This is a genomic window from Bradyrhizobium sp. ISRA464 (assembly GCF_029910095.1).
Taxonomy (GTDB): domain Bacteria; phylum Pseudomonadota; class Alphaproteobacteria; order Rhizobiales; family Xanthobacteraceae; genus Bradyrhizobium.
Genome location: NZ_CP094526.1, coordinates 2,085,523 through 2,101,272 on the forward strand (window position 1 = coordinate 2,085,523; position 15,750 = coordinate 2,101,272).

Sequence of the window (15,750 nt, forward strand, 5' to 3'; positions counted from 1 at the left end):
GCATCATCACCCTCCCTGCCGCGGCGTGATAATCTCGATCTCGTCGCCGGCTTTCAGCGCGGTCTCGGCCCAGCGGCTCTTCGGCACCACGTCGTAGTTCAGCGCGATCGCGAAATGGGTGCCTTCGTAATCGAGTTCGGTCAGCAGCGCGCCGACGCTCGCCGCATTGATCTCCCGCTGCTCGCCGTTGACGGTCACACGCACTGCATCACCTCGTTGTCGATTTCGCCGCGCGCCACATAGGCGAGCGTCAGCTCGGCCAGCGCGGGCGCCAGCAGGAAGCCATGACGATAGAGTCCGTTCACCGTGATGCGTTCCTGCTCGATCCTGATTTTCGGCAGATTGTCCGGAAAGGCGGGGCGTAGTCCCGAGCCGAATTCGACGATGCGCGCCTCGGCGAAGGCCGGATGCACCGCGTAGGCCGCGCCCAACAGCTCGAGCGCCGAGCGCACGCTGACGCCGGTGTCCTCGGCCTCGATCGAGGTCGCGCCCAGCATGAAGCGGCCATCGCCGCGCGGGATCACGTAGAGCGGCCAGCGCGGATGGATCAGCCGCACCGGTCGCGCCAGCTCGACCTCCGCGGTCTCGATCACGATCATCTCGCCCTTGACGCCGCGCAAGGTCGGCTCGCGGTCGCGCGCGGCAAGCCCGCGGCAATCGATCACGAGGCCGTCGAGGTCAGTGGCCTCGGGGTCGCTGCCGAACTTGATGGTGCCGCCGGCCCTGGCGATCGCGGCATGCAGCCGCGGCAGCACGCGGCGCGGCTCGACGTGGCCCTCGTCGGGATAGAACAGGGCGTCGCGGAAACGGCCCTCGAGCGACGGCTCGAGCGCGCTGACCTCCTGCGCATCCAGCCGGCGGTGGCCGGTGGTGAGCCGGGCGAAGCGCTCGAAATCGGTGCGGTCGCGGGGATGCGCCACCACCAGCGAGCCGTTGAACGGGGTTTGCGGAAAATGGTCGTGCCACAGGCTGAGCGAGCGGACACCGAGCCGGAAGATCACGGGTTCGGCGGCTTCGGCCTCGCACCACGGTGCCAGCATGCCGCCGGCCCAGTGGCTTGTGGATTCCGTCATCGCAGCGTCACTGCGCTCGTGCAGGGTGACGGCGTGTCCGGCCTCCGCGAATAACAGCGCATGCCAGGCACCTGCTATGCCTGCGCCGATGATGGAGACGGGGGAATCCCCCCGCGGTCTTGACGTCTGGTACATCCCTGTCCCTTCGCCGGCATGACCCGGATCAGGTTCAAAGGGTCACCGCGGTCCCGGACTGGCCGCCATCGGGCGGGTCCAAGCTTGCGGTATCTCAGCTCCTCCTTCGGAGCACCCCTCGGAACGGCTCTAATGTAGGCGGATGGGTGGGTGTGTCAACGCATTATGCCAGGAACCATGCCACGAACCGCGCCGCGCTGAGGTGCTGCGGCGCTTTCAGCGCGCGACGGGGTACGCTGCCGAACGATGACGTCGTTGATGCGGGGAACGGCACGTCGAGGATCGGCCGGGCGGGGATGGCACCCAGGGCGCGCGCGGACCCGATCGCCCTTATTTTGAAGCCTGTTCCTCGCTTGAAGCCTGTTCCTCGCTCGCCTCGGCGGCCTCGGTGGGCGGCTGTTCCTGCCGGGCGAGCGCCTTTGGCGGTGCACTCTCGCCGACATGCTTCGCCTCTTTCAGATGTTCGATGCGCTGACGCTTTGCGGCATAGTAATACCCGCCCGCGAAATAACGCACGGCTCGATCGTGATCGCCGTTGGCGGCACGATAGGCGCCGGCAAGGTATTTTACGCCGTATTTGAGATTGGTCGCGGGGTCGCGCAGCCCCGCGGCGGTACCGGTGTAGCCGAGGCCGCGGGCGGTCCCGAGCTTGATCTGCATCAGCCCGATGGTGCCGCCACGCCCGATCAGCTGCGGATGGTACTTGCTCTCGCGGACGATGACGCGATGCACCAGCTCTTCCGGCACCAGATTCGCCTGGGCCTCGGCGGCGACCATCGCCTCGTATTGCGCGCGCGATTGCGCACTCGCGTTCGCGCACGACGCCAGCACCGCAATCGCGGCCAACGAGGCAAGGGTTTGCAGCTTTGTCATGTCGGATCGCCCGGGGCCCTTCAATTCGCGTCGGTTGTCTGCGTCCTGATTGGTACGGTGAGCGGGCAGGAATGTGGCAAAACCTTCGCAACAGCGAAGGTCGTGTGGCCCTCCCTGTCCGCGGTGAACCGGATGCGGAGGTCGGAAGACAAACGCTTCAAATTGTCTGGAGCCGGTTTTGCCGCACGCCGTGCACGGCAGATTGTCGTGCAAATGACGCAACAAGGGTCTACAATGACATTCGACAGCGTGCACCCGTCCAAGCAAGGCAGCACGATTGTCCATTCAAAAACATCCGAACAATCACAAGGGAGATGCGCCATGGCCCGTCAGGACTCCGGCTCTTTGCCTCGCGAAAATCCCTGTGCACAATGCGGCAAGCCGATCCCGCGTCCGGACTGGGTGGAGCACGGCGAAGGCCGCACGTCCTATCTGTGGAATTGCCGCGCCTGCAATTACCGCTTCGAGGCGATCGCAATCTACGAGCATGAGCAACTGACCAGGCCGCTCGCAGCTTGAAACGAGTGGTCTGATCAGGCGGCGGATTTCTGCGGCCCCGGCTGCGGCGGCTGCTGGCGCGCCGGCAACTGGATGCGGACCACCAGCCCGTGCGGCTTCCGGTCGTGCAGCGACAGCGTGCCGCCATGGGCGAGCACGATGGCGTTGGCGATCGACAGGCCAAGGCCAAAGCCTTCGGCCTCGTCCATGTTGCGCGCGTGGTCGCCGCGCACGAACGGCTCCAGCACGCTCGCCTTGTGCGCATCCGAAATGCCGGGGCCGTCGTCCTCGACGTCGATGGTGAGCCCGTCGGAGTTGGCGGCAAGGCGGACGGCGACCTCGCCGCCGAAGCGCACGGCGTTCTCCACCAAATTGGTGATGCTGCGATGCAGGTCGGCGGGCCGCGCGATTGCCATCGCGTGCTGCGGGCCCTCGTAAACGACCTTGTGGCCCATGTCGGCGAACTGATCGGTGACGAGGTGCAGGGTGCTGGCGATGTCGACCAGTGTCATCTCCTCGAGCTTGCGGTCGTTGCGCAGGAACGACAGCACCGATTCCAGCATCGAGCGCATCTGGTCGAGGTCGCGCAGCATGCGGTGGCGATGGGTCTCGTCCTCGATGAATTCCGCGCGCAGCCGCATCCGCGTGATCGGCGTCCTGAGATCGTGGCTGATCGCGGCCAGCATCTTGGTGCGGTCGTCGATCAGGGTGGTGATGCGCTCGCGCATCCGGTTGAGCGCCTTGGCGAGCGAGCGGATTTCCTCGGGACCGCGCTCCGGCAGCGGCTCGGCGGCGCCGCTCAGGCTGAACGTCTCCGCGGCCTTGACGAAGGACGATAGCGGCGCCGTCAACGCCCAGGCCGCCCACAGGCCGAGCAGGGTGACGCTGATGACGGCGAACAGCACCGTCATCATCCACGGACCGCCCCAGAACGGCCGCATGTGCTGATCCGGCACCAGGTTCGCGGCGATCATGGTGCCGTCGGGCAGTCGGATGCCGATGCGGCGGATCTGACGGTCATCCGGCGCGCCGGCCTCTCGCGGCAGCATGAAGACGCGATAGCTGGGTCCGAGCCGGCGCAGCGCGTGCAGGCCCGGCGCGGGCTCGCTCAACGGGACCGTGTCTGCCGGCAGGTCGCCGATTGCGAGCTGCGGGAAGGCGCGTGCGATGTCCTCCTTCAGCCGCGGCCGCTCCGAAGGCGGAGCATGCCCCAGCAATTGCGCAGAGGCCGCAAGCTGGGTGTGCCAGCGATCGACCGGCTCAGGCTGGTCCGGGCGATGGATCAGGAAGATCGCGGTGATGATGAGATGCAGCGCGACGATCGACGCGACCACCAGTGCCGCGATCTGCGCGCCGATTCCCCGCAGACTCAGCACGCGCAGCAGTTTCATGGTCAGTTGTTGGCGGCGGCGACCGCCTCCACCCTCGGGGTGAACATGTAGCCGCCGGAGCGCACCGTCTTGATCATGGTTGCTTCCTGCGGGTCGGGCTCGATCTTGCGGCGGATGCGGCTCACCAGCACGTCGATCGAGCGCTCGAACGAGCCGGCGCTGCGGCCCTGCGTCAGGTCGAGCAGGCTGTCACGCGACAGCACGCGGCCGGGCCGCTCGCAGAAGGTCCGCAACAGGTCGAACTCGGCGCTGGTCATGGCGACGCGGGCGCCTTCGGGATTGCGCAGCTCGCGCAGGCGGATGTCGATGCGCCAGCCGAGGAACGACAGCGTGGTCGCGCCCTCGATCGCGCTGGCGTTGCGCGCGGCCGCCTGCCGGCGCAGCACGGCGTTGATCCGCGCCAAAAGCTCGCGCGGGTTGAACGGCTTCGGCAGGTAATCGTCGGCGCCCATCTCGAGGCCGAGGATGCGGTCGACGTCCTCGCCGCGCGCGGTCAGCATGATGATCGGCGTCTGCGATTCCGCACGCACCTTGCGGCACAGGCTGAGGCCGTCCTCGCCCGGCAGCATGACGTCGAGGATCAACAGATCGACCCGATGGTCGGCCATCGCCCGCGCCATCTCGCGGCCGTCGGAGGCAGTCGTCACGTTGCAGGAATTGGTGCGGAGATATTTCGCGATGAGGGCCCGCGTCTCGCGGTCGTCCTCGACGACAAGGATGTTGGGCGTAGCCTGAGTCATACCGTTCTCTTGTCCGTGATTCAGGGAAGGCGCGCAGGAATTTTTGTTTCAGTGTGTTTCTGAAATCTTGCCCGGCAATCACAGTTAACAGGTCGGTGGTGGGGTGAAAAGTTATCGTTATTTCATCAAAGCGTAATGCATTGAGATTCCGGCAGTAGTTTTCCGGTGCGCTTTGGGTCCCCGGCAGCCCGAGCACGTGCGCAAAACGAGCGCGGTTGTGGGAGGAAGGCCGTCAACCCTTTGTGGTGCAGGTGCCCGGCGCAGCCGACGCGACGCACAAAAGGGACGGAAGGCTGCCATATCCGGCCGGAACCCGGCCCCGGACGATGCGTTGATTCTTTTTCAGGCATGGGAGGGTGAGATGACTGTCGAGGCCAAGGCAAGGCCGCATCAACTGATTGCAAGCGATCGCGTCGAGGGGACCGCGGTGCGGCGGCCCAATGGCGACATGATCGGTCACATCGAGCGGCTGATGATCGACAAGATCTCGGGCAAGGTGTCGTACGCGGTATTGAGCTTCGGTGGCTTTCTGGGCATCGGGACCAATCTCATCCCGTTGCCGTGGGGCCGGCTGCACTACAATCCGAACTTCGAGGCCTACGAGCTCGACATCGACGATGAGGAGTTGAAGCGCGCGCCGTCGTTCCGCGCCGACAAGGATTTCGACTGGGGCGACCGTTCGCAGGAAGTCGAGTTGCACCGCTTCTACGGCGTTCCTCCGTACTGGGGCGGCTTTTGACCGCAGGTTGATTAGGAACGGTCGCTGATGTGACGGGTTTTTCTCGTATCGATTCTGCGAATTGAGGAGAACCCATCAATGCTAGTCAGATCCATCGTCGCCGGCGTGGCCGGATCGGTGCTGCTTGCGAGCGTTGCTTTCGCGCAGGCGCCGACGGAGAAGGGCGACAAGGCAGGCATGGCTCCTGCGACGACAAGCACGTCGTCGACCTCGTATCAGGGCGACTGGCGCGCGTCCAAGGTTGTCGGCCTCCGTGTCTATAACGACAGCAACGAGAATGTCGGTTCGATCAACGACCTGTTGATGGACAAGGGGGGTGCCATCAAGGGAGTGGTGATCGGCGTCGGCGGCTTCCTTGGCGTAGGCGAGCATCTGGTCGCGGTGCCGCTCGACAAGGTGAAGTTCGCCACCGAGCCGGTTGCCAATTCCGGCGGCAGCGCGTCGAACACCGGTAGCCCCAACAAGATGTCGACGAACACCACGACAGGCGCTGCGCCTGCGAAGACGGCGAAGCCGAACCCCTGGTATCCGGATCACGCGGTCTTCAGTGCGTCCAAGGACGAGTTGAAGGCGATGCCCGAGTTCAAGTACGCGACCGAGTAACGCACGACCGCGTCACGTGAAATGCGAAGCGCGCCCGGCGTGCCGGGCGCGTTTTTGTTGTTCAGGTGCATAGGGCCTGAGTGGAAGGGTAAGAGTCGAGGCAGAGCCCTGATGGGAGATACTGCGAGGCAGCGAAATACCCACAGGCGAGTTATCGCCTGTGCCATCTTGTGGATCTCAGTCTGATTTTGCCATGAGTTGTCGCCGGCATCATCGAGTCGCGTTGATGTCGGTCCGATGACGTCAGACGTCGGTGGTCCGCGAGGTCGAACTGCGACCGGCAGTGGCCCGCCTCCGTTCCGCGCCCCCCACATATTGAGAATTGCCCCTCCCAGGGACTCCCGCTTTATATCCAGCATGGTCCCGAAATCTCCGGAGTACATGTTCGGGCTGCCGGCAGGCCGGAAAGGATCTGTCGTCTGATTAGTCATGCCAAGTGAGATCAGTGTATGGAATGGTGGTACTATGCGCTCTTCGCGATTGTGCTAATCGCATGCGCATTTGGCGTTCGCGCGCATCTCCAGAAGAGAAATGCGAGAGCGGATCAGGAACTGAACCGGCGGATTGATGAGCGCGTCGACCGCCTCAACCTAACCAAGCCTGCTAAGCCCCCGCCTATGGCGGGGCGAAAACCGGCAGTTCTACAGCTGCGGGAATGAAGTCATGGAGTCTCCTTGGGGAACCGCCAAGAACCCTCAAGGAGACCATGATGGAAGCAGAGTACAATCATCTTAATCACGCGACTTGGGAGTGCAAGTACCACGTCGTGTTTACGCCGAAGTACCGCAAGAAGCTGCTGTTCGGGAAGATCAAGCGACATCTGGGCCAGGTATTTCACGATCTGGCACGACGGAAGGAGTGCCGGATCGAGGAAGGTCACCTGATGCCGGATCATGTCCACATGCTGATATCGATACCTCCGAAATATTCGGTGGCGCAGATCATCGGGTATATGAAGGGGAAGAGTTCGATCTGGATCGCGCAGAACGTCGAACGGAAGATGCGAAATTTCCTGGGCCACAAATTCTGGGCACGCGGATATTTTGTCACGACCGTCGGCCGCGATGAGGAAATGATCCGGGCCTACATCAAGAATCAGGAAATGGCCGACCAGCAACTGGATCAGTTTGAGCTAAAGATTTCAGCTGCCCCAAAATCCAAGCAATCGTCCTAACATCCCTTAAAACCGCCTTTGGCGGTTCCCAATCAAACCTCCAGCTTTGCTGGAGGTTATTGGCTCGCCGCGATAAAGAGTCCTGACCAACCAACCTCGGTTCGCGCCGAGCCCACCCTGTGATCAGAGCCGTTCCTCCTTAGCGACGTGCCCTTCCCGACGGGTCCCTCCTTTCGGCTCCAGATTCGTAAATCCGGCCCCGGATACCCATCTTTCGGGTAACGGAGGCCCACGAGGTCCCGCCGGAGGCGGCACGCCGCGCAGGCAAATGCGTTCGCGCGAAGGTTGAGAAAAAATAAGGGTTTTTGGCTTATAGGGGGACAACTGATCGCTTTCTTCTTTTTGTCCGTTCTCAAATAGCGTGATCTGGCCAGTCCGGTACCCTCGGCACGGAGAAACTAGGAATGAATTGGGTTAAGGCACTCTTGGTGCTCTCCTGCCTGTTATTGGGATGCGCCGACCTTTTGACCACGAATGTGATCCTGCATCTCGGATTGGGCGAGTTGAACCCGTTCATGCGGCTGGCTCAGGCATGGTTGGGTGTATGGTGGCTTATCCCCAAGCTAGGTTTAACGTTTGTCGTGGCGTGGCTGCTTTGGCGCAGCAACAACCTTTACAACATCGCTCTTGTAGTAGCTTTCTGCTCCACGCCCGTACTCAACAACCTCATCGTCATCGCGGGCACGAACTGAACCAATCACATCGCTGGTTGCCGCAACTGGCGATCTGATTGTCCTGCTCAACCTCACGGCACGATCCCTGCGCAGCGTCATATTCATCAGCAAGTCGCCGTTTCGCACGAGGTGCGAAACATGTTCAGCAGGCGCGACTGCCAACGAGAACGCGAGGAAAGGCGCGAGCGGCGCCCCCGATCGACCGAGCACGAGCGCTCGCCTTCGCCGGAAAAAACAATTGGATATCCGGAACAATACGGAGCAGGTTCTCCCTGCGCTGCGGCTATCGAAGGCATTTGTGGGGCGATAAATTCCGGATGGGAACGATCGTGCGGGGGCGACCACTTGGAAAATCACGGAATTGGGCACAAAGGCCCTGTTCAAGGTCCGCGGCCAGAATTGAAGGCGCTAACGGGGCTACGGGGGATAGCAGCGACGGCTGTTGCCCTTGCACATTTTCAGCAGTTTTATCCCAGCTACTCCAACACCCCTCTCATGTGGCACAATGCCGTTGACCTGTTCTTTTGCCTCAGCGGCTTCACGCTCTCCTATGTCTATCGCCGCGAGAGCTTCCAGTTTTCGAGCTATCTGACAGCCCGCGTCGCCCGAATTTACCCGTTGTACCTTGTAACCCTGGTTACTGCCGGTGCGGCAATCGTCTGGCCGCTGGTGATCAATCCGACGACCTACCCCACCGGAAACGCGCTCTCGGACTTTCTGCTCCAGGGACTCATGTTGAACTCGTGGCCGGTGATCGGCTCTGGCGTTCATTGGAATACTCCGGCCTGGTCCATATCTGTCGAGTGGTTTTGCTACGTCCTTCTGTTTCCCTTGCTGCTATTCCAGAAGAGGCCGAGGTCGACCGCGATCAGGCTGCTCTGCATCGTCGTGCTGTCGGCACTTTCCTACTCCCTGTTCGTACGTTATTTCGACGCCGACATGTCTATCCCACAGATCTACGAGCCGAAGAGCCGGTGGAGCGAGTGGATTGGCTTGTTTCGCGGAGTTTTCGGCTTTGCGGCCGGGTGGATCGTCTTCGTGTGCTTTGAAAAGCGAGACGGGCTTTAAACCTTCTGCACAAGATTCCCCGCATTGATTTGGGCGGGCGTCGCTCTCATTGTTGTACTGCGATCGCATCAATCCGCAGGCTTTGGTGTTCCTCTTTCCGTTCGTGGTGCTTGCAGCAACAGATCAGGCGTCGGCCACGTCACGTCTGCTGGGGTCACAGGGGCTGCATTTTCTCGGCGTCATTTCGTACTCGATCTACATGACGCACCTCATCCTCTTTGTAGGATTCCTTGCTGCTTTCGGCTCGCCTGATACCTGGTCCATGTCCATTTATGCCTCTTGGTTGGGACTGCGTTTGCCGTCTTCAGCTGCGTCTATTTTGCGATCGAGGTGCCGGCGCGCGATGCAATACGAGGCCTTCGGCGCATGCGGCTCGCTCGCACAAGTGCGTAAAGTTGTAAGCTTCAACCAAATCGGGTTAGGCCATACCGCATAGCCTCTTGACCTGCGCGATCGAGTTCCTCAACCAGGCCGTCGGCCGAGGCGAATGTCTGCAGAAACCGAGCCTACGGTCATGGGATGATTGCGCCGCCCGTTGTTGATCGTGCATCTTGTCCCTGATGCGGGTGAAGCACGATGGACGAAATGGATCGCAATAGCAGCAGCGCCGCGGTCGCCCGGATTCGCGGGCGCTACCCCAGGTACACACGCGGCCGACTGGAGCGCTTCGCCCAGCGGCTGCTGGACAAGACTCACGCCGATCGCGTGCCGGTCACGTCACTCGAGCTTGCCGGTCCAACCGAACGGATCAGTCTCGCGGAAGCGCTCGAGCTGGACTACCGGCCGAGCTCATTGGGCCAGCCGCTCGGGCCGCTTTGGGCGACGTATTGGGTGCGGGTCGTGGCCGAGGTGCCGGAGACATGGACCGGCGCAAGAGTCGATCTCTATTGGGATAGTCGCTCGGAAGCCCTGCTTTGGCTGGACGGACGCTCGTCGCAGGGCCTCAATCCCGGCCGCCACACCGCGCCGCTGTTACAGTCGGCGCAGGGCGGCGAGCGTCTCACCTTCTACGTCGAAGTTGCCTGCAATGGCCTGTTCGGCGCCTTCGGCGGCGACCCGCAGGGCTACGCGCTGGCGGCTTGCGAGCTGCGTCGCTTTGATCCCGAGGTCTGGGCGTTCTATGTCGATTACGACGTCCTTCGCCAGCTCGAAGCCGACCGCGATCCTTCGAGCAAGCCCAGGTCGTACGGCGGCGTCGGCGAGGTCGCGCAACCGGCATTGGACCGGACATGGGCCGGCCGGTTGCTGCACGACCTCAACCGCGTCTGCAATCTTGCCGATCCCGATGATCGCGCGACATGGCCCGCGGCGCGAGAGATTCTGCGCGACCTGCTCGCTGCACGCAACGGCACCGTCGCCCACGAATTGTCGGCGGTCGGCCACGCCCACCTCGACACCGCCTGGTTATGGCCGCTGGACGAAACCCGGCGCAAGGCGCAACGCAGTTTCTCGACCGCCGTTGCGCTGATGGAGCGTTATCCCGATTTCAAATTCGCCTGCTCGCAGGCCTATCAATACGCCGTCATCGAACAGAACGATCCCGACCTGTTCGCGCGTATCCGCGCCAAGGCAGCCGCCGGACAATGGATTCCCGTGGGCGGCAGCTGGATCGAGCCGGACTGCAACCTGCCGTGGGGCGAGTCGATCTGCCGCCAGTTCCTTTATGGTCAGCGCTACTTCGAGCGCACCTTCGGACGACGCTCGACCGTGTTCTGGAATCCGGATGTGTTCGGCTATGACGGCCAGTGCCCCAGCTCATGCGGCTGGCGGGAATGTCGCGCTTCCTGACCCAGAAGCTGTCCTGGAACAAGTTCACCTCGCCGCCGCATCACAGTTTCCACTGGCGCGGCATCGACGGCAGCACGGTGCTGACCCATTTCCCGCCCGCCGACACCTACAATGGATCGGCGCAGGTCGCGGAGCTTCGCTATCACGCCGCCAACTACAAGGACGCGGACCGTTCGGCCGACGCGCTCTATCTGTTCGGATATGGCGACGGCGGCGGCGGTGCCGATGAAACTATGCTCGAGACGCTACAGCGTGCGAAGGATTTGCAGGGGCTGCCGAGGATCCGGATTAGCACGGTGGACGAGTTCTTTGATCGCCTGGCGACGTCCGCCGAGGATCTAGCCACGATCGAGGGCGAGCTCTATCTCGAATATCATCGTGGCACCTACACCACGCAGGCGGAGACCAAGCGCCTCAATCGCGCCTGCGAGGCTAGCCTTCAGGCGCTCGAATTCGTCGCCACGCTGGCGGGGGCATGGCAGCAACCGGCTCCCTCGGCGGAGGACATCGAAAGCCTGTGGCGCACGCTGCTGGTCAACCAGTTTCACGACATCATCCCCGGGAGCAGCATTCGCGAGGTTTACGAGCGGGCGGAGGTCGATCTTGCCGCCGTCGACGAAGAGGCCAAACGCCGTACACATGCGCTGCTGGCGGCGCTCAGCGACCCCGAGGCGGGCAGCTGGACGCCGGTCAACACGCTCGGCAGCTCGCGCGCCGAGGTCGCGTCCGATCCCGACGGTGCGCTCCGCTATGTCGTTGCCGCGCCGTTCGCGGCAGGCGAGACCATCACGACGGACGAGCGCGTGACGATATCGTCCGATCCGGACGAATTCGTAGTGTCGAATTTGCAGCTCAAGGCCCGCATGGACCGCACCGGCCTGGTTCAATCGCTCATCCATTTGCCGACCGGCCGAGAAACCTTCGCTTCAGCGGGAGCCCGCTTTCTCCTGCTGGACGACAGACCTCTCGAGTTCGAGGCCTGGGACATCGATCCGTTTGCGCTGGAGACCGCGCGCGACCTGACGGGCGAGGTGAGTTGCGAGGTGCTGGCGGACGGCGGGCTGCGCGGCGAGATTCGCTTCGAGCGCGCGCTCGGGAGCGCGAGCCGGCTATCCCAGGTGATCCGTCTGGATGCCGGCGCACGGCACCTCGAGTTCGAAACGACGGTCGACTGGCAAGAGCGCAGAACGCTTCTGAAGGTGATGTTTCCCGTCGCCTGTCGTGCATCGCGCGCGACGTATGAAACCATGTTCGGAGCGACCGAACGGCCGACGCACGCCAACACGGATGCGGATGCCGCCAAGTATGAGGTCCCCGGCCAGCGCTGGTCGGATCTTTCGGAGCCGGATTTTGGCGTGTCGCTGTTCAGCGCGTCCAAGCACGGCTACTCCACATTCGGCAACCAGCTCGCGCTCACGCTGCTGCGTGGCGCCGTGTCTCCCGATCCGAAGGCCGATATCGGCCATCACCGCATGCGCTATGCGATCTATCCCCATGAGGGCGATTGGCGCGCTGCCGATACGGTCGGCAGGGCCTCGCGCTTTGCGCGTCCGGTGCTCTGGATCAAGGGGCGACCACACGAGCCGCTGCGGCAGTCGTTGTTGAGCGCATCTCCGTCCAACGTGGCCGTCGATACGATCAAGCCGGCCGAGGACGGCGATGGCTGGGTGGTGCGGCTCTACGAGAGCGCAGGCGTTCAGGCCCGCGCAGTCCTCGATTTCGGCGTCGACGTTTCGTCGGTGTGGCTGAGCAACATCCTGGAAGATCGTATTGAGGCCCTGCCGATGGATGGCCGCACTTGCCGCCTGTTGCTGCGTCCGTTCCAGGTCGCGACGCTGCGGGTCTTCCAGTCACGATGAATTCTGATTGAAGCGGTCTCCGACCGGGGAGAGGTGAACCGGCTCCGCGGCCAGCCTGATCTCATCGTCCTCCGGGATTTTCAGTCCGTCGTCGAAACGGAAAGAGGGCGTGGATCGATCAGAGATCCACGCCCTCCGGACTTAACCTTGGGAAGAAGCGAGCTGCCTCACTGCTTCACCAGCGGGCAGCCGCCCTTGTCGAGCGGGCGGAAGGCCTCGTCGCCGGGCACGGTGGCGATCAGCTTGTAGAGGTCCCATTCTCCCTTGGATTCCTCGGGCTTCTTGACCTCGAACAGGTACATGTCGTGCACCATGCGGCCGTCGATCCGGATGTGGCCATTCTTGGCGAAGAAGTCGTTGATCGGGGTTGCGCGCATCTGCGCCATCACCTTCGGCGCCTCGTCGGTGCCGATGGCCTCGATCGCCTTCAGGTAATGCATGGTTGCCGAATAGAGCCCGGCCTGGATCATGGTCGGCATGTGGCCGACCTTGTCGTAGAAGCGCTTCGAGAAGGCGCGGGTCTCGTCGTTCATGTCCCAATAGAAGGCGTCGGTGACGATCAGGCCCTGGGTCGCCTTGATGCCGAGCGAATGCGTGTCGGTGATCTCCATCAGCAACGCGATCATCTTCTGGCCACCCTGGGTCAGGCCGAACTCGGCGGCCTGCTTCAGCGCGTTGGTGGTGTCGCCGCCGGCATTCGCCAGCGCCACGACCTTGGCCTTGGAGGCCTGCGCCTGCAGCAGGAAGGACGAGAAGTCCGACGAGTTCAGCGGATGCCGCACGTCGCCAAGAACCTTGCCTCCGCTCTCCTTCACGACGTTGGCCGCGTCGCGCTCCAGCGCCTGGCCGAAGGCGTAGTCGGCGGTGACGAAGAACCAGGTATCCTCGCCGCGCTTGACCATCGCCTTGCCGGCGACATTCGACAGCGCGTAGGTGTCGTAGGTCCAGTGCACCGTGTTGGGTGAGCAGGCCGGGCCGGTGATGTCGGAGGAGCCGCCGCCGGAATTGATGTTGATCTTGTTCTTCTCGCGCGTCAGCGCCGAAATCGGCAGCGCGACCGACGAGGTCGGCACGTCGAGGATCGCGTCGACCTTCTCGTTGTCGTACCAGTTGCGCGCGATGCTGACGCCGACGTCGGGCTTGTTCTGGTGGTCGGCCGCGATCACCTCGACCGGCTTGCCCTTCACCTTGCCGCCGTAATCGGCAACCGCCATCTCGACCGCGGCGACCGAGCCCTTGCCGGTGGCGTCCGCGTAGAGACTCGACATGTCGGTCAGCACGCCGATCTTGACGACATCGTCGGAGATCTGGGCGTTGGCTGCGGTGGCGGAAGCAGCAAGTGCGAGGCCGGCCGCCGCTGCGGCCAAGAGCGATTTCATCGTGTTTTTCTCCCTGACTTCTTGGTGAGGACTGGTTTCGCGGGGCCCCGTTCTATCCGGTGTGGCAACCTGTCGCAAAGGCGACTTTTTGAGCATGCCGGTATCGGACGGCCTCCGGGTTCGCGCCCTACAGTGCCGGCAGGGCGCTCACCGCGGCGTTGATGGTGCCTTCGGTTTCCACGAGCACGCGTAGCGTCTTCGAATCGAAATCGATGCCGGCCAGGCGGATGCTGGTGATGTCGGCGTCGACGCGGATACCTTCCTCGTTCTTCTGCAGGTCGGCGACGGCGGCGGCGATCTTTCGCTGCGCGTTGCTTGCGAACGGCTTGAGGTCGACGATCAGCCGGTCGGCGAGCGTCTGTTGCAGGTGCGGGATCACCGCGCGCGCTGCCGCGCCGAGCAGGCCGAAGGCCGCTTCGGATTCGACCGCCAGCTCGACATCCGTCAGCCGCAGCGTCTGCGCCTGCTGGTCGAGGCGGGGCCGGCCCCAGATATACACGGTGGCCTCGGCGCCAAAGCCGAAGTAGCTCTTCTTTTCCTTGGCGTGCACCAGGAGCGAGATCAGCAGGCGGTCGCCGGAGGCGGCGACGCTGGCGTGCTTGACGGTGACATCGACCGGGCCGGAACCATCCTCGGGAAAGGTCTTGTTCTTGAGCTGCTCCTCGACGAGCTGGGTCAGTGTGGTGAAGGACATGTCGACCGGCAGATCGATCGAGACCTGGCTCGACATCGGCGGCACGATCGAGAGCTTTTCTGGGAACGGACAGTTCGGGGTGGTCTGCGTTTCCGTGATCCGGGTCTCGGCCTCGACCCCCATGGTGAGGGTCATCGACGATGCATCGATCTTCGGCTGGGCCGCGATCACGCGGGTCGGCCGCAGCTCGAGCCACATGGGCGGCATCGACGAGGTTCCGCCGGTGCCCTGCAGCGGGATCGAGCGGCAGGCCTTTGTCCACTGGGCGCGCGCGTTGGTCTCGAAGGTGGGATCGTTGTGCAGTTTCGCCTCCACGGCGGCGATCTGATCGGCAACTGTCTTGTCGATTACCGGCTTCACCTGGGCCGGCACGCTGACGCGGACGCCTGCGGCCGACAGGCTGGAGTCGTCGAGATTGACCTGCGCCTGCAGGTTCGGCTCGATCCGCCACGATGCGCCGAGCTTCGGCCGCGAGGTGAGGGTGACGTTGCCCTTGATGTCGGCGTTGGCGTTAATCTGCTTGATGTTCACCGCGCCGATCTGCTTGGCGACATTGGCGCCGAGCAGGCTGCCGAGCGCGTTGCCGACCGCGCCGCTCGCCTTGGCCGACAGCGAGCCGGTGACCTTGAGCGCTCCATTGATCGGGGTCGCCAGCGTCAGCACGTCCTGCGCGCCGGTGACCGCGATCGGCCCGCGCGACGCGGTCCAGCCGATGTCGGCGTTCTCCAGGATCTGCGAGACCGGATTGTTGGCCTTGCCGGCAAACGTCTTCGGGGCGCCCCGCTCGGCGGCGTCGCGGATCGCCGACAGCGCGACGGCGACCTTGGCCACGATCGTCGACGAGCGTGACGCCGGCGGCAGCGGCGGCAATTGCGCGAGCTGCGGCTTCTGCACCGTGGCAAGCGGCGCGAGCCAGTCCATGGCCTTCAGGCTGACCACGAACGAGACGGCCAGCACCGCGATCCCGAGCAATATCGTCCTTGGATGCATCGGCAGACGCATCATCCCCCCGGATGAAATGAATTCTGACGCCGCTTGTACAGGCCTGCCGAGCGGGGCGCC

Annotated in this window: 15 protein-coding genes, 1 pseudogene and 1 riboswitch; of the genes and pseudogenes, 9 read left to right on the forward strand and 7 right to left on the reverse strand. The window is 63.4% G+C overall.

Features of this window, described 5'->3' with window-relative positions; all coding sequences use genetic code 11:
• Nucleotides 1–6: 6 nt before the first annotated feature.
• From thiS to MTX19_RS09805, 3 genes are all read right to left on the reverse strand, one after another.
• Nucleotides 7–204: a sulfur carrier protein ThiS gene (gene thiS / locus MTX19_RS09795; protein ID WP_280983423.1), complete on the reverse strand. Its 198-nt coding sequence runs from the start codon at nt 202–204 to the stop codon at nt 7–9.
• The gene (locus MTX19_RS09800; protein WP_280985941.1) at nt 195–1,208 is read right to left on the reverse strand and encodes an FAD-dependent oxidoreductase; all 1,014 of its coding nucleotides are present in this window, start codon (nt 1,206–1,208) and stop codon (nt 195–197) included. Before MTX19_RS09800 ends, thiS begins: the two co-directional genes overlap by 10 nt.
• Nucleotides 1,196–1,337, reverse strand: a riboswitch (TPP riboswitch). It overlaps the preceding gene by 13 nt.
• Nucleotides 1,338–1,538: 201 nt before the next feature.
• The gene (locus tag MTX19_RS09805; protein ID WP_280984750.1) at nt 1,539–2,081 is read right to left on the reverse strand and encodes a lytic transglycosylase domain-containing protein; all 543 of its coding nucleotides are present in this window, start codon (nt 2,079–2,081) and stop codon (nt 1,539–1,541) included.
• Between the two features lie 321 nt (nt 2,082–2,402).
• Here MTX19_RS09805 and MTX19_RS09810 point away from each other — a divergent pair, with 321 nt between their 5' ends.
• On the forward strand, nt 2,403–2,600 hold the full coding sequence (locus MTX19_RS09810) for a hypothetical protein (protein WP_280976268.1): 198 nt from the start codon (nt 2,403–2,405) through the stop codon (nt 2,598–2,600).
• Between the two features lie 14 nt (nt 2,601–2,614).
• On the opposite strand, the gene MTX19_RS09815 is transcribed toward MTX19_RS09810, so the two are convergent.
• Nucleotides 2,615–3,970, reverse strand: a complete 1,356-nt coding sequence (locus MTX19_RS09815; RefSeq protein WP_280983425.1) for an ATP-binding protein — start codon at nt 3,968–3,970, stop codon at nt 2,615–2,617.
• A 2-nt stretch (nt 3,971–3,972) separates the two neighbouring features.
• Nucleotides 3,973–4,710: a response regulator gene (locus tag MTX19_RS09820; RefSeq protein ID WP_280976270.1), complete on the reverse strand. Its 738-nt coding sequence runs from the start codon at nt 4,708–4,710 to the stop codon at nt 3,973–3,975.
• Between the two features lie 361 nt (nt 4,711–5,071).
• On the opposite strand from MTX19_RS09820, the gene MTX19_RS09825 reads away from it, so the two are divergent.
• The 8 genes and pseudogenes from MTX19_RS09825 (at nt 5,072) to MTX19_RS09860 (ending at nt 12,615) form a co-directional block, all read left to right on the forward strand.
• Nucleotides 5,072–5,449 carry a PRC-barrel domain-containing protein gene (locus MTX19_RS09825; protein WP_280976271.1) on the forward strand — a complete coding sequence of 126 codons (378 nt, stop codon included), beginning with the start codon at nt 5,072–5,074 and terminating at the stop codon, nt 5,447–5,449.
• Between the two features lie 78 nt (nt 5,450–5,527).
• Nucleotides 5,528–6,052: a PRC-barrel domain-containing protein gene (locus MTX19_RS09830; protein ID WP_280985942.1), complete on the forward strand. Its 525-nt coding sequence runs from the start codon at nt 5,528–5,530 to the stop codon at nt 6,050–6,052.
• A gap of 709 nt (nt 6,053–6,761) precedes the next feature.
• Entirely contained in the window at nt 6,762–7,226 is a 465-nt protein-coding gene (gene tnpA / locus MTX19_RS09835) for an IS200/IS605 family transposase (protein WP_280984622.1), read from the forward strand.
• Nucleotides 7,227–7,630: 404 nt separating this feature from the next.
• Entirely contained in the window at nt 7,631–7,918 is a 288-nt protein-coding gene (locus MTX19_RS09840) for a DUF5658 family protein (protein ID WP_280976273.1), read from the forward strand.
• Between the two features lie 381 nt (nt 7,919–8,299).
• A complete protein-coding gene (locus tag MTX19_RS09845) occupies nt 8,300–8,968 on the forward strand; it encodes an acyltransferase (protein ID WP_280983426.1) in 669 nt (222 codons plus the stop codon).
• Between the two features lie 49 nt (nt 8,969–9,017).
• Nucleotides 9,018–9,404 carry a hypothetical protein gene (locus MTX19_RS09850; protein ID WP_280983427.1) on the forward strand — a complete coding sequence of 129 codons (387 nt, stop codon included), beginning with the start codon at nt 9,018–9,020 and terminating at the stop codon, nt 9,402–9,404.
• Between the two features lie 149 nt (nt 9,405–9,553).
• Nucleotides 9,554–12,192, forward strand: a pseudogene (locus MTX19_RS09855) (glycoside hydrolase family 38 C-terminal domain-containing protein); the annotation flags it as partial.
• Nucleotides 12,193–12,228: 36 nt separating this feature from the next.
• Nucleotides 12,229–12,615, forward strand: a complete 387-nt coding sequence (locus MTX19_RS09860) for a glycosyl hydrolase-related protein (RefSeq protein WP_280984751.1) — start codon at nt 12,229–12,231, stop codon at nt 12,613–12,615.
• Nucleotides 12,616–12,782: 167 nt separating this feature from the next.
• Here the strand turns inward: MTX19_RS09860 and MTX19_RS09865 are convergent, their stop codons facing one another.
• Entirely contained in the window at nt 12,783–13,994 is a 1,212-nt protein-coding gene (locus tag MTX19_RS09865; RefSeq protein ID WP_280983428.1) for an ABC transporter substrate-binding protein, read from the reverse strand.
• Between the two features lie 127 nt (nt 13,995–14,121).
• Nucleotides 14,122–15,690: a DUF4403 family protein gene (locus MTX19_RS09870; protein ID WP_280983429.1), complete on the reverse strand. Its 1,569-nt coding sequence runs from the start codon at nt 15,688–15,690 to the stop codon at nt 14,122–14,124.
• Between the last annotated feature and the right edge of the window lie 60 nt (nt 15,691–15,750).

What these genes read in the sequence shown, in the direction of transcription:
- MTX19_RS09810 (WP_280976268.1), top strand. Translation starts at nt 2,403, where the DNA reads ATGGCCCGTCAGGACTCCGGCTCTTTGCCTCGCGAAAATCCCTGTGCA.
- MTX19_RS09870 (WP_280983429.1), bottom strand. Translation starts at nt 15,690, where the DNA reads ATGCGTCTGCCGATGCATCCAAGGACGATATTGCTCGGGATCGCGGTG.
- MTX19_RS09860 (WP_280984751.1), top strand. Translation starts at nt 12,229, where the DNA reads ATGCGCTATGCGATCTATCCCCATGAGGGCGATTGGCGCGCTGCCGAT.
- MTX19_RS09830 (WP_280985942.1), top strand. Translation starts at nt 5,528, where the DNA reads ATGCTAGTCAGATCCATCGTCGCCGGCGTGGCCGGATCGGTGCTGCTT.
- MTX19_RS09825 (WP_280976271.1), top strand. Translation starts at nt 5,072, where the DNA reads ATGACTGTCGAGGCCAAGGCAAGGCCGCATCAACTGATTGCAAGCGAT.
- MTX19_RS09820 (WP_280976270.1), bottom strand. Translation starts at nt 4,710, where the DNA reads ATGACTCAGGCTACGCCCAACATCCTTGTCGTCGAGGACGACCGCGAG.
- MTX19_RS09805 (WP_280984750.1), bottom strand. Translation starts at nt 2,081, where the DNA reads ATGACAAAGCTGCAAACCCTTGCCTCGTTGGCCGCGATTGCGGTGCTG.
- MTX19_RS09840 (WP_280976273.1), top strand. Translation starts at nt 7,631, where the DNA reads ATGAATTGGGTTAAGGCACTCTTGGTGCTCTCCTGCCTGTTATTGGGA.
- tnpA (WP_280984622.1), top strand. Translation starts at nt 6,762, where the DNA reads ATGGAAGCAGAGTACAATCATCTTAATCACGCGACTTGGGAGTGCAAG.
- MTX19_RS09865 (WP_280983428.1), bottom strand. Translation starts at nt 13,994, where the DNA reads ATGAAATCGCTCTTGGCCGCAGCGGCGGCCGGCCTCGCACTTGCTGCT.
- MTX19_RS09815 (WP_280983425.1), bottom strand. Translation starts at nt 3,970, where the DNA reads ATGAAACTGCTGCGCGTGCTGAGTCTGCGGGGAATCGGCGCGCAGATC.
- MTX19_RS09800 (WP_280985941.1), bottom strand. Translation starts at nt 1,208, where the DNA reads ATGTACCAGACGTCAAGACCGCGGGGGGATTCCCCCGTCTCCATCATC.